General features: G+C 63.9%; 20 protein-coding genes and 1 tRNA gene. 10 read left to right on the forward strand and 11 right to left on the reverse strand.

Going from position 1 to position 21,063, the window contains the following annotated elements:
- Positions 1-310: 310 nt before the first annotated feature.
- Together CMV14_RS19085 and CMV14_RS19090 are read right to left on the reverse strand one after the other, a co-directional pair.
- The gene (locus tag CMV14_RS19085) at positions 311-2,374 is read right to left on the reverse strand and encodes a S9 family peptidase (RefSeq protein ID WP_066961248.1); all 2,064 of its coding nucleotides are present in this window, start codon (positions 2,372-2,374) and stop codon (positions 311-313) included.
- A gap of 5 nt (positions 2,375-2,379) precedes the next feature.
- A complete protein-coding gene (locus CMV14_RS19090; RefSeq protein ID WP_066961251.1) occupies positions 2,380-2,880 on the reverse strand; it encodes a hypothetical protein in 501 nt (166 codons plus the stop codon).
- Positions 2,881-2,962: 82 nt separating this feature from the next.
- Between CMV14_RS19090 and CMV14_RS19095 the strand changes: the two genes are divergently transcribed.
- Positions 2,963-3,039, forward strand: a tRNA-Arg gene (locus CMV14_RS19095).
- Here CMV14_RS19095 and CMV14_RS19100 read toward each other — a convergent pair.
- The 3 genes from CMV14_RS19100 to CMV14_RS19110 form a co-directional block, all read right to left on the reverse strand.
- Entirely contained in the window at positions 2,995-4,692 is a 1,698-nt protein-coding gene (locus CMV14_RS19100; protein ID WP_083215788.1) for a recombinase family protein, read from the reverse strand. The two genes, CMV14_RS19095 and CMV14_RS19100, sit on opposite strands and share 45 nt — an antisense overlap.
- 334 nt (positions 4,693-5,026) lie before the next feature.
- Positions 5,027-5,518, reverse strand: a complete 492-nt coding sequence (locus CMV14_RS19105; RefSeq protein WP_066961253.1) for a type II toxin-antitoxin system YhaV family toxin — start codon at positions 5,516-5,518, stop codon at positions 5,027-5,029.
- A complete protein-coding gene (locus CMV14_RS19110; protein ID WP_066961256.1) occupies positions 5,518-5,844 on the reverse strand; it encodes a type II toxin-antitoxin system PrlF family antitoxin in 327 nt (108 codons plus the stop codon). Before CMV14_RS19110 ends, CMV14_RS19105 begins: the two co-directional genes overlap by 1 nt.
- Positions 5,845-6,104: 260 nt before the next feature.
- Here CMV14_RS19110 and qatA point away from each other — a divergent pair, with 260 nt between their 5' ends.
- The 4 genes from qatA (at position 6,105) to qatD (ending at position 11,054) form a co-directional block, all read left to right on the forward strand.
- Positions 6,105-8,063 carry a Qat anti-phage system ATPase QatA gene (gene qatA / locus CMV14_RS19115; RefSeq protein WP_066961537.1) on the forward strand — a complete coding sequence of 653 codons (1,959 nt, stop codon included), beginning with the start codon at positions 6,105-6,107 and terminating at the stop codon, positions 8,061-8,063.
- Between the two features lie 332 nt (positions 8,064-8,395).
- Entirely contained in the window at positions 8,396-8,947 is a 552-nt protein-coding gene (qatB, locus tag CMV14_RS27230) for a Qat anti-phage system-associated protein QatB (RefSeq protein WP_238147092.1), read from the forward strand.
- A gap of 89 nt (positions 8,948-9,036) precedes the next feature.
- The gene (qatC, locus tag CMV14_RS19125; protein WP_238147313.1) at positions 9,037-10,293 is read left to right on the forward strand and encodes a Qat anti-phage system QueC-like protein QatC; all 1,257 of its coding nucleotides are present in this window, start codon (positions 9,037-9,039) and stop codon (positions 10,291-10,293) included.
- Between the two features lie 8 nt (positions 10,294-10,301).
- Positions 10,302-11,054 carry a Qat anti-phage system TatD family nuclease QatD gene (qatD, locus tag CMV14_RS19130; RefSeq protein WP_066961265.1) on the forward strand — a complete coding sequence of 251 codons (753 nt, stop codon included), beginning with the start codon at positions 10,302-10,304 and terminating at the stop codon, positions 11,052-11,054.
- 52 nt (positions 11,055-11,106) lie between these two features.
- On the opposite strand, the gene CMV14_RS19135 is transcribed toward qatD, so the two are convergent.
- From CMV14_RS19135 to CMV14_RS19155, 5 genes are all read right to left on the reverse strand, one after another.
- Entirely contained in the window at positions 11,107-11,652 is a 546-nt protein-coding gene (locus CMV14_RS19135) for a hypothetical protein (protein WP_066961267.1), read from the reverse strand.
- A gap of 115 nt (positions 11,653-11,767) precedes the next feature.
- Positions 11,768-12,268 (reverse strand): hypothetical protein, encoded by a 501-nt coding sequence (locus CMV14_RS19140; protein WP_238147093.1) that lies wholly within the window; start codon positions 12,266-12,268, stop codon positions 11,768-11,770.
- Positions 12,269-12,324: 56 nt separating this feature from the next.
- Positions 12,325-12,948: a hypothetical protein gene (locus CMV14_RS19145; RefSeq protein WP_066961270.1), complete on the reverse strand. Its 624-nt coding sequence runs from the start codon at positions 12,946-12,948 to the stop codon at positions 12,325-12,327.
- On the reverse strand, positions 12,945-13,727 hold the full coding sequence (locus CMV14_RS19150; protein WP_139114691.1) for a hypothetical protein: 783 nt from the start codon (positions 13,725-13,727) through the stop codon (positions 12,945-12,947). Before CMV14_RS19150 ends, CMV14_RS19145 begins: the two co-directional genes overlap by 4 nt.
- Complete coding sequence (locus CMV14_RS19155; RefSeq protein WP_066961287.1) at positions 13,696-14,589, reverse strand: hypothetical protein; 894 nt, start codon at positions 14,587-14,589, stop codon at positions 13,696-13,698. Before CMV14_RS19155 ends, CMV14_RS19150 begins: the two co-directional genes overlap by 32 nt.
- A gap of 488 nt (positions 14,590-15,077) precedes the next feature.
- Between CMV14_RS19155 and CMV14_RS19165 the strand changes: the two genes are divergently transcribed.
- Entirely contained in the window at positions 15,078-17,165 is a 2,088-nt protein-coding gene (locus CMV14_RS19165) for a ParB/RepB/Spo0J family partition protein (RefSeq protein ID WP_066961293.1), read from the forward strand.
- A gap of 104 nt (positions 17,166-17,269) precedes the next feature.
- Here CMV14_RS19165 and CMV14_RS19170 read toward each other — a convergent pair whose 3' ends face one another.
- A complete protein-coding gene (locus CMV14_RS19170) occupies positions 17,270-18,181 on the reverse strand; it encodes a TIGR02391 family protein (protein WP_238147094.1) in 912 nt (303 codons plus the stop codon).
- A 274-nt stretch (positions 18,182-18,455) separates the two neighbouring features.
- Here CMV14_RS19170 and CMV14_RS19175 point away from each other — a divergent pair, with 274 nt between their 5' ends.
- The 4 genes from CMV14_RS19175 to CMV14_RS19190 all read left to right on the forward strand — a co-directional run bounded on the left by CMV14_RS19175 (position 18,456) and on the right by CMV14_RS19190 (position 21,036).
- Positions 18,456-18,755, forward strand: coding sequence for a DUF736 domain-containing protein (locus CMV14_RS19175; protein ID WP_066961296.1), 300 nt, complete (start codon positions 18,456-18,458; stop codon positions 18,753-18,755).
- A gap of 288 nt (positions 18,756-19,043) precedes the next feature.
- Entirely contained in the window at positions 19,044-19,886 is an 843-nt protein-coding gene (locus CMV14_RS19180; protein ID WP_066961299.1) for a DUF932 domain-containing protein, read from the forward strand.
- Positions 19,887-20,407: 521 nt separating this feature from the next.
- Positions 20,408-20,680: a DNA -binding domain-containing protein gene (locus CMV14_RS19185; RefSeq protein ID WP_066961302.1), complete on the forward strand. Its 273-nt coding sequence runs from the start codon at positions 20,408-20,410 to the stop codon at positions 20,678-20,680.
- Positions 20,681-20,769: 89 nt separating this feature from the next.
- On the forward strand, positions 20,770-21,036 hold the full coding sequence (locus CMV14_RS19190) for a transcriptional regulator domain-containing protein (protein WP_238147095.1): 267 nt from the start codon (positions 20,770-20,772) through the stop codon (positions 21,034-21,036).
- Positions 21,037-21,063 lie beyond the last annotated feature (27 nt).

Consider the following 21,063-nt stretch of genomic DNA (forward strand, 5'->3'; position numbering starts at 1 on the left):
AAGTCCTTTACTTCACCTTTGGAGGATCCCAGATTTTCAAGGATTTTTGCTTTGACTGTTGCGTGATAGACAACAAGTACAACAGGAGGGATCATAACAGTAATGCTATGAGCCGGGTGCTGACTCGGGCCGGATTTCCCCCTGTCTATGACGGCGATGAAGGCGCCATAAGGGTACGGCGCAAACTCGCGGCAATGATCTCCGCGGAGCAGGAGAGGAGTATCGCCGGCAACTGAACGGCGAAGGGGCGGGTGGCCCCGGGCGATATCGTCCGCGATGGCGCAATCCCCTCCCTCCCCAGGAGGGGGGATTATTTTTCCATCTGGGTCAGCACGAAGGCATAGGCCTCGGCATCCTCGCGCAGCGATTCGAAGCGGCCCGATTTGCCGCCATGGCCCGCCCCCATGTTGATCTTGAGCAGCAGCGCATTGTCGTCGGTCTTGGTGGCGCGCAGCCGGGCGGCCCATTTCGCGGGCTCCCAATAGGTGACGCGCGGATCGTTGAGCCCGCCGGTGATCAACATCGGCGGATAGGCCTGCGCGGTCACATTCTCATAGGGGCTGTAGCTCAGGATCAGCTCGAACGCCGCCTTGTCGGTGATCGGGTTGCCCCATTCGGGCCATTCGCCGGGCGTCAGCGGCAGGCTTTCGTCCTGCATCGTGTTCAGCACGTCAACGAACGGCACATCGGCCACCACCGCGCCCCACAGATCGGGATCGGTGTTGGCGACCACCCCCATCAGCTCGCCGCCGGCCGAGCCGCCGTTGATGGCGATGCTGCCGGCGCTGGTAAGGCCGGCCGCGATCAGTCCGCGCGCCGCGTCCGAGAAGTCGCGGAAAGTGTTCCAGCGGTGCTCGGCCTTGCCCTTCAGATACCAGTCGTAACCGAGGTCGTCGCCGCCCCGGATATGCGCGATCGCATAAGCCCAGCCGCGATCGACCAGCGACAGCCGCACCGTCGAAAAGCCCGGCGGGATCGCATGGCCATAGGCCCCATAGCCATAGAGGAACAGCTTGCCCGATCCGTCCTTCGGAAAGCCCCTGCGATACAGCACCGACACCGGGATCATCCTCCCGTCGCGCGCGGGCACCATCAGCCGCTCGGTCGCGTAGAGCGAGGGATCATAGCCCGACGGTATTTCCTGCACCTTCAACGTCGTCAGGCGACGTGCGGCCGGATCATAGTCGAACACCGTCTGCGGCGTGACCATCGACGCATAATGCAGTCGGTAAGCCGGCGGGTCATATTCGGGATTGCTGCCGAGCCCTGCGGTGTAGCTCGCCTCGGGAAAGGCGATGCGGTGCTCGGTTCCGTCATAGCCGCGCAGGCGGACCTGATCGAGCCCGTCGACCCGCTCGGTGAGGGCCAGATGCTTCGCGAAGCTGGTGATCCCCCGGATATAGACGCTGTCCGAACCGGCAACCACGGTTTCCCATTCCCCGGGTACCGCTGGATCGGCCTTCGCGATCCGGAAGTTCACATGCTCGTCATTGGTGAGGATCCACAGCGCGCCATGTGCGCTGTCGACCGAATATTCGCGCTTCTCCTGGCGTCGGCTGACCAGCATCGGCGGGGCGGCAGGATCGGCGGCGGGGACGAGGCGGATTTCGGTGGTCTGGTGATCGCCGGTCTGGACGACGATCCAGCGTTCGTCCTGGGTCTTGCCGACCCGGACGTTGAAGCCGATGTCGTCCACCTCCTCATAGACGGTCGGATCGTTCGCCGGATCGGTGCCGAGGACATGGAGCCGGGCGCGGAAGGTCCGCCAATTGTCGTTGACCTCGGTATAGACCAGGCTCCTCGAATCCGCCCCCCAGGCGACGGCACCGTTGGTGATCGCGCTGACCGTCTCGATATCCCTGCCCGTCGTCAGATCGCGGATGCGCAGTTCGAACCGCTCGGCACCGTTGCGGTCGGCCGACCAGGCGGCCAGCCGGCCATCGGGGCTGACGCTCAGCACCTGCAGGCGGAAATAGTCATGGCCCTCGGCCTCGGCCTCGGCCGGTTCGTCGAGGATGACCTCGTCAGCGCCGCCGCCGACCGGCCTGCGATACCATAGCCGATATTGGCCGCCGGGCTTGAACGCCCACCAGTAGAGCCAGTGGCCGTCCTTCTGCGGGACGCTGGCATCGTCCTCCTTCAGGCGCGCCTTCATCTCGGCGAACAGCGTCTCGACCAGCGCCTCGTGCGGCTTCATCGCCGCCTCGAACCAGGCGTTCTCGGCGCGCAGATAGCCAAGGATATCCTCGTCATCGACGGTGGGATATTTCTGGTCCTTCAGCCAGGACCAGGGATCGTCGATCGTGTAGCCATGGCGGCTGTAGCGGTGCGGGCGTTGCGCCGCGACCGGCGGCTTCGGCTGGTCGTTGGTCATCTGGATCAGGCCGGCATCAGCGCCGCGAGCTGGGCGCGCTGGGCTTCGTAAAGCGCCTGGAGCTGGACCAGCGCATCGGTGATGGCGGCCTCCGTCGCGCCGTCCCCCGCATCGGCCGCTGCTTCGCGCCGCCGGTCGAGTTCGCCCAGCGCCTCGGCGACCGGCGCCGACGAGGCATCTGCCGCGCTATAGGCCTGCTGGCCGGCAACCCAGGCCTCGCTCCCCTCGGGCGCATTGCGGCCGGCCTCGATCAGGGGTCGGGCCCTCTCCAGCTCGGCCTTGAAGGCCGCGTCGGCGGCCAGGGCCCGCGCAACGATCTCGGCGATCTCGGCCGAGGCAGGGATCGGCGCCGCCTCGGCCGGCGCCGGCACCGGCGGAACCGCCTCGGCGCGCAGCACCTCACGCTCGATCGGGCGCGGCGCAAGCGAGGGAAAGCCGGTGGTCTCCGCACATCCGGCCAGGCCGGCGCACAGCAGCAAGAAGGGCGGAAGAAGATGGTTCCTCATGCCCCAGCGTCTAGGCTGGCGACAAAATCTGCGCAACGGGGTTGCGCCCGCCGCGCTCCCCGACTAGATGGCCCCTCACAGCGCGCCCGTAGCTCAGCTGGATAGAGCATCAGACTACGAATCTGAGGGTCGGACGTTCGAATCGTTCCGGGCGCGCCATTTCAGTTCAAAACCACGAACGCCTAGCACCGCCGCCTCTACGCCAGAGGCGGCGGTGAGGGTGCGAAGCAGTTCGCTGCGTAGGCCGCGAATGCGAACCTCCGTCTTGCTGACCACTTCGACCCGCTGGGCGACGGCCCGGACATGATCGCGGGCGAATGAGCCGTCGCCCTGGCGCAGCTTCCTGCGCGCCGCCATTGCAAAGGCCCGCAGGCTTTCGGGCGTGATGGCCGGGCCGATCTTCTCGATATGCGTCACCGCCCGCTCGGCGTCGCCCCTGGCCTGGTCGCGCGTGGCCGTCAGCTCCGCGATTCGATCTTTGAGCGACAGATCGCTCACATCGATCACGCCATTCTCGATCGCGTCATAAAGCCGCTTGAGCTTCGCTTCGGCCTCGGTCGCGCGGCGCTCCAGATCGGCAACATGGAGCCGTCGCTGCTCCACCCATTCGTCGCGGCGTTCGAGGATCTGATCCATCATCTCCTCAAGCCGCTTCGGATCGAGCAGCCGCCATTCCAGATGCCCGACCACGGCTTCGTTCAGCCGATCCATCGGAACCGTTATGCCGGGGCAACCCTTCGCGCCCTGCCGCGCCTTCGTGGAGCAGGTGTAATAGCGATATTCGCGGCCGACGCTGCTGGTGCCGGTGCGCAGCGTCATGGCCCCGCCACAGCACGCGCAGAAGCAGATGCCCGTGAGCAGCGTTGGGCCGCCCACGGCCATCGGCGGCATCATCTTCGGGCTGCGAGCCTTAAGCGACCGCTGCACGGCCTCGAACTCCGCTTCCGAGACGATGGCGGGCACTTCCATGATGGCGTGCTCGCTCTCGGGCTTGGGCGCCTTGGTGCGATAGTCGCGGTAGTTGAACTTGTGCTGTCCGATATAGGTCGTGCGGGTGAGCACCTGATGCACGGCCCCAAGGCCCCAACGACCGCCGTCGCGGGTGCGGATATTGTTGTCGTTGAGCCAGGTCGCGATGGCCTTGAGGCCCATCGGTCCATTGTCATCGACGCCGTTCAGGGCCATCCGGTAGATGCGTCGCACCGTCTCGGCCTGGATCGGGTCGATCTCCAGCTTCTTCTTGACCTTCGCTCCGCGGTGCCCGGCCTCGATGATCCGATAGCCGATCGGCGGACGCGCTCCGTTCCAGAAGCCCTGGCGCGCGTTCTCTTTCATGGACCGCAGCGTATGCTTGCCATTCTCCTTCGACTGATATTCGTCGAACAGGGTCATGATCTGGCGCATCATCACGCTCATCGGGTCGTCGCCTAAATCCTGCGTGATCGAGATCAGCCGCACGCCGTTTTTCGCCAGCTTGCGGACGTAGAACTCGAACTGGAACTGGTCGCGGAAGAAGCGCGAGAAGCTGTGGACGAGGATTACGTTGAACGGCGACGGCTTCTGCATCGCCGCGTCGATCATCGCCTGGAAAGCGGGGCGTCGGTCATCCGTCGCGGTATTGCCGGGCTCGACGAACTCGGCCGCGACCTCCCAGCCGCGCGACAGGCAATAGCCTTCGATCTGCCGGCGCTGGTCGGGGATCGACAGGTCGCTCTCGGCCTGGCGGCCGGTGGAGACGCGCAGATAGAGCGCGGCGCGGGCCATCGCCATGACCGGCGGGGTGTCCTCGACGCGAAGGGCTGCGTCTGTCATGGCATGAACCTCCTCATCTCACGGCAAGGGTCCGAACAGGTCGTCCAGCTCCTTGCGCAAATGGCCTTCGATGACGCGCAACTCGGCGTCGCCGATCGGAACCCGTTCGGGCCAATCGTCCGTGACAATGATCGGCCCGTTTTCTTTAATGCCGCGTGCGCGGGACGGCGCCCGCTTCGCTGGCGCCTGCATATAGTCGTGCAGGTCGTCGAGACCGTCCGACCAGCCGCGCGGCACGCGACGACGACGTTTGCGAGACAGGGCCATGCGCCGACGCTGATGCCCGGCTGCGCCGGGTGCAAATGGTTCGGCTGGGCGTAGCGCAGATAGGGGCTCATGGCGGCTCTGGCGAGGCCGCCGCCAAGCGCTCCCGTGTTTCCGACTCGCTCGCAGCCGCCAACAACGCCGCCCAATTGTCGGGCGGATTGCCCTTGTCGAGCATCTTGCGGAACACCGCATAGGCGTCCGACTTCGACCCATAGGTGCGCAGCGTGTTCTCGTCGTTCACCCAGGCGAACACGATAACCTTGGCGCTGGTGCTGTAGCGGAAGAACAGCCGGAACCGGCCGCCGCCGAACTTCGCCCGGAACCAGTGCTTGCGGTCGTCGCCCAACGTGCCGCCCTGCCGATAGTCCGGGCGCGTGGGGTCTTGGGGAATTGTCTCGAATACGAGCTGACGCAGCGCTTCCAGCAGCTTCGCATTGGCCGACTTGCGCCAGCCACGCGGGTCTTTCTCCCGCAGACGCGCAACGGCCGCCCCCAGCTTCTCGAACTGATCGAGAAACAAAGGGTGGGCAATAAGCAGCCACCCGTTGACGACCATCATCAGAGATCGACATCGCCGTCGATCGGCGCATCGAGATCGACCTTAACGCCCTCGGTCAGCGCCGCGATACGCTTGGCGAGCGCGGGTGACAGCCCGGTCAGCGCCTCGGGCCGGCGTTTGATGTCCTCGGCCAGAAACGTCAGAAAGCTATCGATCGCCGGATCGTCATGCTCGGCATCGGCGCGATGCACCGACACCCCATGCTCATCGACGCGAAAGGCGATTTTGCCGCCGTAATCGACGCCGAGTGCCTGGCGGACCGACTTCGGAATGGTGGTCTGACCCTTGGCGGTGATGGTGCTGATTTCTTCGAGCAACGCGGGCATGGCTAATCTCCTTCACCCGCAGAATGTAAGGAAATCGCATTACTTTGTCAAGGTGGGGCCTTTCGCTGGCATCACACCATTCTTGGCATCACATCCCGGTGAATCAGTCCGATAGAAGAAGAATCTGCCCGGGTTCTCCTCGTTGGACTTGCCCAAGGTCCGGTACAACATATGGCGAAACCTATTTTCTTCCGGCAGTGTTGCGTGCGGGGCTTCACTATTACAACCGCTGCGAGTCGCGGGGCGGAAACGGGGGCGGGATGATTCTCACTGACAATGAGACAAAGGTCGATCTCCTCAACAACGAGGCGATCGCCAAGACCATCATCGAGCTGCTGCGCGAAAAGCCTGAACGCGCCGTAACGATCGGGGTTCATGGTGATTGGGGTGCGGGAAAGTCCAGCATCCTGGAGATGATCGAGAACGGCCTCAGTTCTGATGAGGACGTGCTCTGCATCAAGTTCAACGGCTGGCGCTTCCAAGGATTCGAAGACGCCAAGATCGCGCTGATCGAGGGCATCGTCACCGGGCTTGTCGAAAAACGTCCATTGCTCACCCAGGCCGGCGTGGCCGTGAAAGACATCTTTCGGCGAATCGATTGGCTCAAGATCGCGCGGCATGGGGGCGGTCTCGCTTTCACCGCGTTCACCGGCATCCCCACAGCCGATCAGATCGGCGCGGTTGTCGGCACCTTAAAGGGCATCTTCTCCGATCCCTCGAAACTCGCCACGCAGGAGAATTATGACAAGGCCATCGACGGTGTGCAGGGGCTCCTGAAACCGGGAGAGTCGAAGAATGTCCCCGAAGAGATCGAGGCGTTTCGGAAAGCCTTTGACGACCTGCTCAAGCAGGCGGGCGTCAAGCAACTGATCGTCCTCATCGACGATCTCGACCGCTGCCTGCCGGACACGGCGATTGAAACCCTCGAAGCCGTCCGCCTGTTCGTATTCACCGCCCGCACCGCGTTCATCGTCGCGGCCGACGAGGCGATGATCGAATATTCTGTGCGCAAGCATTTCCCCGAGCTGCCGGACACGACTGGCCCCCGCGACTATGCGCGCAACTATCTCGAAAAGCTGATCCAGATACCGTTTCGGATTCCGGCTTTGGGCGAGACCGAAACCCGCATTTACGTCACCCTGTTGCTCATCGGCGCCGAGCTTGGCGAGGACGATCCCGCTTACTCGGCGCTCATCATCGTCGCGCGTGAATTGCTCAAACGCCCTTGGCAAACGGCCGGGCTCGACGCGCAGACGGTTAAGACCGCCTTGGGCGACAAAGCCGGTCTGATCCAGAATGCGCTCACCTTGAGCGATCAGATCGGTCCGATCCTGGCTAGCGGCACTCAGGGCAATCCGCGGCAGATCAAGCGCTTCCTGAACACCTTGCTGCTCCGCCATCAAACTGCGCTCGCTCGCGGCTTTGGAGAAGAGGTGAAGCTGCCCGTCCTTGCGAAACTTATGCTAGCCGAACGGTTCCTCTCCAGATTGTTCGACCAGATCGCCAGCGCCGCCGCCCGCGATCCGGACGGCCGTTGCGTAGATTTGGTAGCGCTCGAAGCCGCCGCGTCGGAGGAGAAGCCAGCCGCCAAGACAAAGCGGACCGGGCCGAAGATCAGTTCAGTGGATGACGCCAAGCCGACCGCCGTGCCGGATTCCAAGGACAGTGCCATCCTGACGGAATGGAAAGCGGCCGACGCGATACGGGCCTGGGCGCGGCTGTCACCGGCCTTGGCCGAAGTCGATCTGCGCCCCTATCTGTTCGTGACCAAGGATCGGAAGGACTACTTCGGCGCGGCCTCTGTCCTCGGGCGTCTGGCGGCGGTGGTCGAAAAGCTGCTTGGCCCGAAACTTGCGGTCCAGGCGTTCGAAGGTGAACTCAAGCAGCTCGTTCCGGCCGAGGCCGCGCAGGTCTTCGAGGAACTGCGCGGTCGCGTCATGGGCGGAGACGCTTTCGATACGGCGCCTCCCGGCATCGACGGGCTCGCCGTGCTGGTTCGCGCGCACCCGACACTGCAAGCCAATCTTCTCGACCTGCTCGAAGCCTTGCCGGCCGACCGGTGCGGGCCGTGGCCCGCATCCGGCTGGGAGGGCATCATCAAGGATTCCGACGCCGTAGCTCGATTCGAAAAGCTCCTCCAAGGGTGGTCGACGTCCCAGTCGTCGTTCCTGAAGACGACAGCGAGCGCCGCGCTGCGCACGCGGAAAGGTGGGCGCTGATGGGCACGTCGAACGCCTATGGGGGTGCCGGCGGCGGCACACCCCTCATTCCGAGTTGGCTACAGGGTGACGGTGACGGCGGGGCCGGCACGGGGGCAGGCGATGGCGACGGGGCACAACCCCTGTCATCTGATGGATCGCCTCCTGCAGTTCCGTCCGCGCCGGCGCCTCGGCCAACCGCGCCGGCAGGAGCATCGGATCGCTTCACGTCGGCCCGAAACAATTTCACGCGCTTCGTAAGCTCGGGCGGCAGCGACCGCAGGAGTCTCGGCCGCGCTGTCTCGCAATATGTGTCCAAATCGGCGGGCGGTTCGCGCCAGGCCGCGCAGCGCATGGGCTCATCGCGGGGCTCGGGCGCCGGGCTCGTCCGTTTCCTCAACGACGCCAGCGCCAATGGCGTTCGCGAAGCGCTGCGAACGCTCAACCTCGAAAGCCTCGCCGGGCGGCCGATCGAGGAGGTGTTCGCGGGACTCGCCGATTACATCTGCCCCGAGGGCGGGTCGATCGACGAGGGCATCGCGCGAGACGCTTTTGTCGAGACGATCGCCGATCTCGCCGGTGCGGGCATCGCCGACATCGACGCGCTGACGCCCGGCCAAATCCAGACCGTCTTCGAACTATACGCGACCCACGCGATCGAGGCGCGCATCTGCAACGACATCGGCACCAAGGTCGTCACCTTGCCGGCCGACCCACGCGCGGCCGAGAGGGTTCAAGCGCAACTGCGTGATTTCATCCAGCGCGGAGTCAGCGACGCCATCAACGCCGCGGGCGTCAACATCCAGTCGCTGACCCCTGATGCGGTGATGGGCTTCGTGACCAACGTCTATCAATCCGCTTTCGACGTGTTGCAGACGATGGGCGATGGGGAGGCAGCAAAATGAGGCGTCACGTCATCATCGGTCGTTTCGGCGAGGACGATAAGACCCGCGTCCCCAAGGCGCGCGACGAGGTTGCATCGACCTTGCAGTTGGTGGCGGGCAAGCGTCTCGATCACGGGATCGGTCGCGCATTGGCCGACCTCAAGGCGCTGCACCTGACCCCCAGCGAAATCGGCGCGGACATGCTCGTGGTCGCGGCGCATGTTCACGCAGCGGATACCCGCATCTCCCGTTCGACGCAATCACAGGATTCCTGGACGCGCGAGATTCGGCTGGTCGTTCCCGTAAGCGATCCGGTGCGATGGACAGCTGCCGCGCCCATTCTGGTCCGCGCCTTGAACTTCCTGACCGGCGACAGGTGGGATGTCGGATTCCGCAAACGGGCCAAGGGCTATGCGAAGCTGGTTCCCGCCGCGGCACCCACCCTTATTCCCGTCCCGTTCGATGGTGTGAGTCTGTTCTCCGGCGGCCTGGATAGTCTGATCGGCGCGATCGACAGCTTGAATGCGGGCGAGACGCCGCTCCTAGTCAGCCATGCGGGCGAAGGGCTGGTGAGCAAGTCGCAGGAGCACTGCTTCGAAGGGTTGAAAGCCGCTTACAAATCATCCGCATTCGATCGACTGCGGGTGTGGATGAGCTTCGATAGCGGGCTGGTAGAGGATGTCGGATCGGAGGACACCACGCGCGGCCGCTCGTTCCTATTCTTCTCACTGGGCGTCGCCGCCGGGACCGCGCTCGACCGCGACTTCGTGCTCAAGGTTCCGGAAAACGGCTTAATCGCGCTCAACGTGCCGCTTGATCGGCTTCGGCTCGGCGCGCTCAGCACTCGGACGACGCATCCTTTCTACATGGCCCGGTGGAACGATTTGCTCAGTGCGCTCGGCGTCGAAGGGAAGGTCGAGAATCACTATTGGGACAAGACCAAGGGGGAGATGGTCGCCCAATGCGCCAATCCGGCCCTGTTAAAGCAGCTCGCCCCGCTGTCGCTATCATGTTCGTCACCAACGAAGGGGCGCTGGACCAAGAAGCCGCAGGGGCACTGTGGATACTGCCTGCCATGTCTCATTCGGCGGGCTTCTCTGCGAGGCAAGGATTCGACAGTTTATGGTGTTCCCGACCTGAAGGCCGACACATTGGACACCAGGCAGGCCGAAGGTCAGCAGGTCCGATCCTTCCAGATCGCAATCGCGCGGCTATCAAAGCGCCCGGAACTCGCAAAGGCCCTCATCCACAAGCCGGGGCCGCTCTATGATGATCCATCACGCCACGATGACCTGGCCGATGTCTATCGCCGGGGATTGAAGGAGGTTGGGCGCTTGCTGACTGGCGTTCGCGCCGCACCGTCGTAAGAGGCCCCATGCGATCGGGTCTCGTCGATTTTCATTGCCACCTCGATCTCTACCCCGACCACGCGGCCGCGGTGGAGCGTTGCGAGCGCGATGGCGTGTTCACCCTCACCGTGACCACTACGCCAAAGGCTTGGCCGCGGAACCATGAACTGGCGTCGGCCACCCGTCACGTCCGAGCGGCTCTCGGCCTGCATCCTCAACTGGTCGCCGAACGTGCTCATGAGATCGGGCTATGGGAGGAATTGCTGCCGCGCACTCGCTATGTGGGCGAGGTCGGGCTGGACGCCGGCCCGCGGTTCTACAGGTCGTTTGAGACGCAAAAGGAGATTTTCGCTCGCGTGCTGACGCTGTGCGCGGCGGCGGGGAACAAGATCGTCACGACGCATAGCGTCCGCGCGACCAAGGCCGTCCTCGATATGATTGAGCAATACATGCCGCCCCCGCGTGGGCGCGTGGTGCTTCATTGGTTCACTGGTACAGCAGCGGAGGCCAAAAGAGCTCTCGATCTCGGCTGCTATTTTTCGGTGAACGCGGAGATGCTCACCAATGAAAAACGCGCGGCGGTAACCAAGGCGCTCCCGTTGGATCGCGTTCTGACTGAAACGGATGGACCGTTCACTCAGACCGACGCCCGTCCGACCACGCCGAGCGATGTCTGGATCGCTGTGGAAGGCTTGGCGCGTCTGCACGGAATTCCGCCGGCCGATATATCCGCCACGATCATGCGGAATCTGAAAAGTTTGCTTGTAGAACAAGCATAGACGCCACCCATAGGACCGAGGCTCTATCTCCGCTGCCTGGGCACAGGTCGCCTCAGGTTTCGTTATCCTGCTCGCGCCGCAATTCTCTAATTCGCTCGATAACGGGGGAGCTGATCGTGGGGCGATTGATGTCCCGGAACAGCCGATTGACCTTGATGACACCTGAGTCCTCAAGGATCATCCGGCGTGTTTCTCTCCAATCCCGTCGGAATTGCGCGAGCCGCGCTTGCCGCTCGCTTTCTATCAGGTCGCGCAGGTCTTCCACGCCCATGAAAAGCGCGGTGCAATGGGCGCCCAGTTCCTCGTCTATATAGAGGACGCTGCGCGTTGTGTGTTCCGCGATCGGCATGATGGCTGCGGAGATCAGCTCGTGCCGCTCGGCCGCCGACAGTTCCGGATTGTCGATCACTTCGTTCGCGATCCGATGGCTCTCGAATAGGATATTTATAAGGGTGTCGTAGGCTTCGAGACGCTTGGCGAAGATCGCCGCTGCGAATTGTTCTGCTCTCTGCCGTCGCCTCAATAATTCTCCCAAGACGATGCCCAGAGGAACCCCCACGAGACCGATCAGGGCTCCGGTTAGTTGTGACCAGTCCATTGCCCCTCCAGAATGACAACACTGCCGCAGATGCGATCTAATTCCGCCAGCCACGCGCCCCGCTGTTGCCGGTCATAGATTGTGCGCGTGCATGGCGATTGCGGCGGCGCGTCGTTCATGAACGCGAACGGTCCTGAATATCGAAATCCGGTTGGGAGAGGCCGACGATCATGTCGATGAAGCGCTTGGCCTCGGCGATAACCTCGCCTGCCTCGGCGGCATTGCTGAAGCGCCCCTGATGGACCACCTCGTTGCGGACCTTGTTGATTTTCTCGGCCGACGCGATCAGCGCCTTCGCTGTCTTGCTCTTCTTCGGCCGCGCGAAATAGATCGGGACGAATAGCCGTTCGACCTTTCCGCGAAGGCCATTGGCCCACATCAGGAATTGATCGACGATGACCGCATCGAACTCGGTCTGTCGCGCCCATTCATGCCGGATCGCATAATTCGCCGCGATCTCCGCTGCGGTTGAGCATCTCACGATCGCTGCGGACGGCTCATCGCGAAGATGCAGCCCGGACAGCTTGTTCCATTGGGACTGCAATTTTTCGAGGTCGGAGCGCTCATTATAGGGCGTCTTCCTCTTGGGCCGATGACCTTCATCCGGTCCTTGCATCTTGTGTCTTCGCCCCCAACAGACTCGGCCTCGATACTCTATCGCGACATTTCAACTTAGCGAGCCTGTCCCACTTCGGCCAGATAATGCCGATAGGCGAACCCGATCAGATCCCGCACCAGTTCCAGGAGGCCGCCCGTGGGCAAGCCGTCGAACGGATCGCCGTGCGCCAAGGCATTACGGCGATCGGCAAGGGTCGGCTTCGTCTCGCCGGTCAACTGGCCGATGGCCGTGCCGCCGCACCGGGCGATCATGGGAATCTGCCCGTCGGTTAGCCCGTCCTTCGTGACCATATCCTTGAGCAGCGCATTGAACGAACGTCGGGGCGGGGTCGCCATTAGCGCCGTGGACGGATCGAGTCGCTTCCTGGGAAGCGGCTTGACGTCGGCCCCGTAGCGATCGTTCAGAGCCAGCTCCAAGGCTGTCAGCGCAACCAGCTCACCGGCCTTCACCAAATCAAGGTCGATCCAGCCCAAGAGATAGAGCTTCTGAGCCCGCGCATATTTGGCCTGCACGATCTGCGGAATGAGCGGGTCGAGAGCGAGGCTGGCGACGAAGGCCCGCCACTGTTCGGCGTCGTCGAACTGGATAAAGCCGCCGGGCCGGCCCGGCGCTGGCCAGGGCAATAACAGCGGTTCCGATCGTGGCGGCGGAACCAAGTCCGGCGGCCAACTCGTCATTCGGAGCGAGCCTTCCAAATCGCGGCGATCCTGTTCCAAGCCCTGCGCCACACCGACATGGTTGAAGGAAGCACGCCCGGCCCCCTTCGCGTGATGGTCGCCTTCACATTGTCGAACGCCCCCTCGTGGAACCCCATCAGGAACAGGGCGCGCAGTTTGTCTGCGGCCAGCGGCATCGGCTGCACCGTATCAGCCTCGCGGCGTGCGTAGTCGAGCAGCAGTTCGCAGCGCGCATGAATATCGGCGATGTCCTGAATATATTCTTCGATCTCGGACTTGAGGATATTGCGGCGGCCGGCTGTGCCCGCCACCACATCGGCGTGCAAACCGCGAAGTCGGCCGACTTGAACTTGCAGGCGACCGAGCAAATCGGCGATCACCTCCGCCACTTCATTGGACGCGGCTTCTATCACCTCGGCGAGCGCGGCCGTCTCGCCTTGCGGCAATGGCGGAATCTCCCAGGCAATCAGCGCCTCGCGCTCAATATGATTACCCGGCGCGGCCAGATAGAGACGGCGCAGGTCTCTGGCGACGGTCCGCGCATATTCCATGATGCTGCTGAGCACGAGCGGCAAGGTCGAGCGCGCGGCGGCATGGCGCCGGCCCAGCCGGTCCAACTCGAACCTGCGCGCCTGGCGTGTCTGGTGATAGACGAAACCGGCGCCGATCAGCGCCGCTAGGATCGCCAGCCCGCTTGAGATCAGCGTCTGCCACTGGTTCGCGAATGCCCCCCAATCGGTCACACCATCACCCCTCCGGCAGCGCGATCGAAACCGCAATCGCCGCCGCGATCGGTCCCGAGCGCCGCTCGATCAGCCGTCCGACGATCTCCTGCCGATCCTCGCCAAACTGTTGACCCACCTTGCAGCGCAGCAGCAAATCGGCCGCCCAGGTCTCCAGCCGCCAGTTGCTCGCCGGTCCCGCCGCTTCCAGCGCGGCAAGAGTCGGCGCAGCGCCTTCGTCCAACGCTTCCAGAACGCCATCGACGTCCGCCATCGAATAAACCCGGCAGCCGAGCGGAGGGTGGTTCACGCTCTGATAGGACGCCACTGGATAGCGCACGGTCGTCGGGATCATTGGAGGATTGTAGAACAGGTAATAGACGGCATCGCCGAACTCGTCATTGAGGCGCCGGATCACCTCCACCTGGTCGCTGCCGGCAGTGAGCGCCCCATAGGTGCAATCCACCGAGAACTCGAATTGGCGATGCGCCTTGCCCAGTGGTGATTTCGGATCGCGGCGCAGAAAGGCGTTCATGCCATAGGCGAAGCCGACCGGATCATCGTCCTCGACATCATTGTTGAGGGGGTAGAGCCGTTTGGATTGCAGCAGCCCGATCTTCTGCGCGAGCAATGTCCCGGCGCGATAGACGAAGACCAGCACCGCGATGTCCGCCGTTTCCCAGCGGCCCAAACGGCGCAGGCCCCCGATATTGTGGACGTTCATCTCGACGATCGCGCCCGAGGACAACAGCCGCGGCGGAGAAAAGGGTATCACCGCCTCAACCAGCCCATCGTCGAGGGCGGTCTCGCGAATATTGGGCACATTGACCAAGCGTTCGGTCACTTTGCGGTTCGCCTCGGCGAACACGGCGCGAAACCAGTCGATCGCGTCTTCGGCAATGTCGGGCCAAGTCGTCATGTCTCAAGCATAGCAATCGTCGAACTTCACGTCGTTCCAAAATCCGACGGCATTGGAGCGGCAGGAGCAAGTATATGGGAAGGCAGATACTTTGGCGCCTCCCTGCGGGACCGCCGCTCTATCTCCGCTTCGCTCCGACCGAGCCCCTAACGGGTCTCGTCCGTGCCGGTAACGATCAGCATGGCGGGATTGGCGCTCGCGCGCCGAATGGCAAATCCGCCGACGCGGATTTGTGTCTTTCCCAAGCTGCGGAGATCGGGCCAGGGCTGCGCCGGCCCGATCGCTTTGACGGTCGTTGCACTCCCCGAGATGGGGTGGGCGTCGCTTCCCTCTAGGCCCGCCGCGCCGAGCCGCAACGCGCGTTCCGCGCTTACCTCCTCTGCGTTCCGGTCCTGCGGATGCTGCCCGGCTCCGCCGGCGAGCCTTCCGGTCGCTCTTTCGCCGCCCACCCCATTCCGGGGTGCGTGTGGTTTTGAAGGAGAAGTGTGATGAACGCTGTTACCGAAACAGTAGCCGCCGAGCCTGTGTCGGGCGTCGAGATTTTCGTGCCGCTGGCCAAGCTCAAGAAGTCCCCGCGCAACGCGCGCAAGGTGCCGCATGGGGAAGCCGCTATCGAGGCGCTGGCCGCTTCGATCCAGCACAAGGGGTTGATCCAGAATCTTGTCGTCGAGCCGGAGGTCAAAGAGGACGGCACGCCGACCGGCTATTATCTCGTCACCGCTGGCGAGGGCCGCAGGCTGGCGATGCTGCTGCGCGCCAAGCGCAAGCAGATCAAGAAGTCCGAGCCTGTGCGCTGCTGGCTGGATACGCAGAACGATCCCTCCGAGATCAGTCTGGACGAGAACGTGACCCGGACGCCCATGCACCCCGCCGATCAGTTCGAGCGGTTCGCAGAGCTTTCCAATGACAAGGGTTGGGGCGCGCAGGAGATCGGCGCGCGGTTCGGCGTGTCGGCTTCCGTGGTGAAGCAACGACTTCGTTTGGGCGCTGTCAGTCCTAAGCTGTTGCAGGTCTATCGCGACGATGGGCTGACCTTGGACCAACTTATGGCCTTCGCGATCACCGAGGACCATGCCCGGCAGGAGCAGGTATTCGAGAACCTGCATCACAATCGCGAGCCATGGATCATCCGGCGCGACATGACCGCCAGCAATGTTCCGGCCACCGACCGGCGCGCGGTGTTCGTCGGGGCCGACGCCTATGTCGAGGCGGGCGGCAATATCATCCGCGACCTGTTCAGCGAGGACCGGGGCGGGTTCTTCGAGGATGCGGGCCTGCTCGACATGCTCGCCGCCGAGAAGCTGCGCGAGATCGCAGGCGAGGTTCAGGCCGAAGGCTGGAAATGGGCCGAGGCGCATATCGACTATCCCCACGCCCACGGGATGCGGCGCTTCTATCCGCAGACCATCGCCCTGTCCGACGAGGACGAGGCACGGCTGGAGGCGCTGTCCACCGAGCATGACGAGCTTGCCGAAGGCTATTCGTCCTATGACGAGATGCCCGAGGACGTTGCGGAGAAGCTGGAGGCGGTCTCCGACGAGATCGACGCCATCTCCGAGAAGCGCCATGCCTACGACGCCAACGTGATCGCGCATGGCGGCGTGTTCGTGGTGCTGAACCATGACGGCGTTCCCCGTCTCGAGCGCGGTTTTGTCCGTCCCGAGGATGAAGCGCCGGCCGATCCGCAGCCGGAGGACGAGGGCGACGCAATCGACCCGAAGGCCGTAGAGAATGAGCCGACCGAGGACGGTGACGAGGACGCGCAGGAGATCGAGGACGAGGACGAGGACGAGGACGAGGAACCGGGCAAGCCGATTTCCGACAGCCTTACCCGCGACCTGTCCGCCCACCGGACGCTGGCTTTGCGCGTGGCGCTTGGCGAGCGGCCCGATCTGGCGCTGATCGCCTTGACCCACACGCTCACGGCGCAACTGTTCTACAGCTATGCCGAGGCCGGTTGCCTTGAGGTTCGTCCGACCGTGACGCCGCTTGGCAGCCATGCGGACGGGATCGAGGACACCCCGCTGGTCGCCACCGCGAACGAGGCCCGCGAGGCATGGGCCGAGCGGATGCCGCGTGATGTTGCCGACCTGTGGGGCTTCATTGTTGGTCTGGACGATGAGAAGCGATTGGCGCTGTTGGCGCATTGCGCATCCCGCACCGTCAATGCGCTGCGGTTGCCGTGGGACCGCAAGCCCCGGACGCTGCAAACGGCGGACAGGCTGGCGACCGCACTGGCGCTGGACGTGGCGAAGGACTGGGCGCCGACCGTGGACAGCTACCTTGGCCGCGTCACCAAGGCGCATATCGTGGCGGCTGTGTCCGAAGGCGTGTCGGAGGATGCCGCTCGCCGTATCGCGGACATGAAGAAGCCGGACATGGCGCAAGCCGCCGAGCAGCTTCTGGCCGGGAGCGGCTGGCTTCCCGCCGTGCTGCGGACGCCGAAGCCGGAAGCAGAGCAGCCCGCATCCGTCGAGGTCGAGGACGTGGAAAGCGTGGAGCAGCCGTCCGAAGTGGAGGCTTCCGATACCGAAGCGGAGAACGGCGAAGCGTCCCACGCCGTCGCCGCCGAATAGCGGCTTGGGCCGGGATCGCGTGAGCGGTCCCGGCCTTCCTTTTGTCGCCGGCAAAAAATCGCGGCCGCGCCCTTTCCGGGCGCGGCGCTTTTCCTCGCGCAAGATCAGGGACGCGGCGGCATATGGCCGGCATCGAGCCGACGATGGATGAGGGAGACGAGCGTCAGAAGATCTTCGGCGTCGGTCTTGGTCATAAGCCAATGGATACGCGCTTCATGGGCGGTCGGATTACGGAACATCCCGAACACCCCTTTGACCAGGTTGGCGAAGCCGCCTTGCTCGCTGCGCTCGCTGGCCGTGCCGCGCGTATTGATCGCCAGCATCGGGGGATCGCCGCCCAGCACGCGGTCCACCAGCGTTCCCCCATCATCTGACAGGCCCGTCCTGACCCGCATCTTGTCGGCGACGCTTTTCACCGCCTCCTGAACCGCGTGGAAATAGTCGTCGGCTAGCAGCTCCGCGCGGCAGAAGCGCAGCACGTCCGGGTGAACGCCGCGCGTCTCCAAATCGGTGCGCAATTCCTTCGCGCGGCGCTGCGCTTCCGGCAAGGTGGTCGCCTGTTCGACTGTTTCAATCTTTCCGGCTTCGCTAACCACGAGGCCGGCGAAGGCGAGGGCCTGGTTGAGACTGGCGCGCATGGGCTCGTAACGGTGCGGCTCGCGACTATAGCGGGCGGGGCTCATCGCATGGCGGATGAAGCCGAGGATGCGGGTGCGGTCCTGCCGGGAGTTCTGGCTAGCGGCGAAGGCGTTGTAGATGCGGTGCCGCTTGGTCATCTCGCCCGGATCGGTCATCTGACAGGTCGCTATCAGCATCGCAATCTCGGTCCCTTTGAGTCCCGTTTCCGTGTCGCCTAGCGCGCCAGCGATGGCTTCGAGCTGATCCTGCGAAAACAGTTGCGCCACCTTTTCCTTCTCCCCCTTGTGAACCTCCGCGGTCTCCTCTGGTCGAATCGGCAAATCACCTTGGAACGTAGGATGAACATCGCGCAAGGCTGTTGGCAGAGTTGCCGACATAATCGCCGATCATACGAAACTCCCTGACTTCTGAGCCGGACACCCGGCGGCCTCCCCAATGGCTTGTCTGACCGAAGCCGATCGCCTTCCCGCAAGGGTGTCGTCCGGCTTTTTTCCGCCGCCTACGGCTTTGCATCGCGAAGCAAAAAAACCGCCCGCCACCCAACCTCCACTGCGTTGCGGCCGCAAGCGGTGCGGGGTCGATCGCGCCCCGGCCGACGCCGAGCCATCGAGGCCGCGATGGGCGTGGCCCGAGCAAGTAGGAGATTACGACATGGCCACGATCGGCACATTCACCGCCAACAGCAAGGGCGAGTTTACCGGCGTTATCAAGACGCTCACCCTCAACACCAAGGCGACCCTTCGCCCGATCGAGAAGGAAGGCGAGAAGTCCCCCGACTTCCGCATCCAGTCCGGCAATATGGACATCGGCGCCGCCTGGAAGAAGACCAGCCGCGAAGGCCGCGACTACATCTCGGTCAAGCTGGACGATCCGAGCTTCCCGGCTCCCATCTACGCTACGCTGTCCGAAACCGACACCGCCGGTGAATACGCGCTCATCTGGTCCCGCTGACCCCGACACGGCGCCCCGCTCCATCGGAGCGGGGCGCCTTCGTGCGTTTGTTTCGCCGGTTTTCAAAGCGGACGGGCCGTAGGCCCGGCATGTTGTCAGAGGTGCTTGGGGCGCTGCCCCCAGCGCCCTTCGGAGCGGCTTCCGCCCAGCTTCCTCCACGGCTGCGCCGTTCCGTGCAGCCGGTTCCCCGCGAAGCCGCCCACTCCGGTTGCACCCCCGGTCTCGCCGACGGGCAGGGTTTCAGCGCGGCGCTCCGCTGCGCGGAAACCCAAGCCCAAGGAGGTCAAAATGCACTACCAGCTTGCTACCCGGTTCGGCCGCAACGCCCATCAGATCAGCGGCCGGGAGCCGCTCGACAACGAGGCGCTCTATCGCCACGTCCCGTCCATCTTCGCCCGCGAGGCGCATGACAGCCGTTCGGAGCGGTATGTCTATGTCCCGACCATCGACATCGTGGAGGGGTTGCGCCGGGAGGGATGGTTCCCGTTCTTCGCCGTTCAGTCGGTTCCGCGCGACGGCAGCCGTCACGGTCACGCCAAGCACATGCTGCGCCTTCGCCGCGACGACGGTATCGGCAAGCCGGAGGCCGCCGAGGTCATCATCGTCAACAGCCATGACGGGACGAGCGCCTATCAGATGTTCGCCGGGATGCTGCGCTTCGTCTGCACCAACAGCATGATTGCGGGCGAGCGGTTCGAGGAAGTCCGCGTGCCGCACAAAGGCAATATCGAGCATGACATCATCGAAGGCGTCTATACCGTCGCCGAGGACTTCCCCCGGCTGATCGACGCCAGCGAGTCGATGAAGGCGATCCAGCTTTCCCCGGACGAGCAGCGGTTGCTTGGCGAGGTAAGCCTTGTTGCCCGCTACGGCGACGACGAAAGCCCACTCCGGCCAGAGCAGATCATCGAGCCGCGCCGCCGCGAAGATGTGGACCGCAGCCTTTGGACCACCTTCAACGTCATTCAGGAGAATGTCGTTCGGGGCGGGTTGCAGGGCCGGAAGCGCAACGCCGAGGGCCGCATACGCCGGGCGCAGACCCGCGCGATCAACGGCATCGACCAAAACGTGACGCTCAATCGCGCCCTCTGGACGCTGGCCGAAGGGATGCAGCGCCTCAAGGCCACCTGACTATCCGCCACCGCAGGGCCGGAGTTTCCGGCCCTGCGGCTTCGCCATTTTTGCGCCGATCCGCCGCAGCGGATCGGCGGCGATCGCGCGTCCTGGAGTCCGCCCGGCCGCAAGCGCGCTCGCCGGGCTGCCGCCCGGCTCGCGCTAGGTGGTGGCCAAATACTGCACATTATTCTATGACGAGAGCGGGCCGCTACGCGGCGGCCTGGGGTGTGGAAACCCCACGTTTAGCGGTTCGGCGCCGGCCGTGACGGTGCCGCCATCCTTGACCACATGGTCGGGGAGCCTGTGATGTATACAACAGGCTTCCGGGCTAAAGGTCACAGGAACCGACTAAACGCGGTTTTCCAACTCCCCGACTACGGGTCTAGGAGCTGTTTGCGGGGGCGCACCGCAAACCAGCAGGTCGTGCGGGATTGGTGTGGCTGTGCGGATTCTGCTTGCAACTATGTCGAACCGGCGGATCGAAATTGGTCCGCAAGGATCGTATTGGTTAACGCCTGCGACTATTCGGGGGCAGCATGGACGCAGATAGATTCGACGATTGCGCGCCTGATTGTTCGCAGCTCACTAGCTACGACGAATGCCATCTCGCGGCCTACCTGCGATTGCTCGATGCCGAGGAGGATGGTGCCGATTGGCGTGACGCTGCCGCCGCCATCTTCAACATTGACGTAGCGGCGGAACCTGATCGCGCCCAGACGATGCACGCGACCCATCTTGCCCGCGCGCGTTGGATGACCGAGGTCGGATACGCGCACCTGCTTGGCTGCGAACAGCGGCTAAACCGTTAAGATTTAGCTCCATTTTGGAAGCATTCTCTCTGCCCTCGCTGCACGGTTGTGCGCGGTCTTTGCGCTATTCTAGCTAGGACAACCGGAAGATGTTGCGCTCCGAAATCCGTGCCAAGCGCGGTTGGGAGGATGCAATGCCGACGCCGCCAGGGCGTCGCCAGCGGAGCGCCGGCGGACTGCCCGACGCCCTCGGGCGCGCCGATTTAGCCGCCGAGTTTCTACGCCGAAACCGCACCTACCGCGCCGAACATACGCAGATGCAGAAGCGCATCGCGGACGGCGCCGTCGCAAAGAACGCCGCCGAGACGGCGTTCGCGCGGCGATGGGGGTTGTCCTTTCGCCACAGCGCCAGATGACCTTTCAGACCCGGTTGTCTGGCGCCC

Source organism: Rhizorhabdus dicambivorans (genome assembly GCF_002355275.1).
In the GTDB taxonomy this organism is placed as follows: Bacteria; Pseudomonadota; Alphaproteobacteria; order Sphingomonadales; family Sphingomonadaceae; genus Rhizorhabdus; species Rhizorhabdus dicambivorans.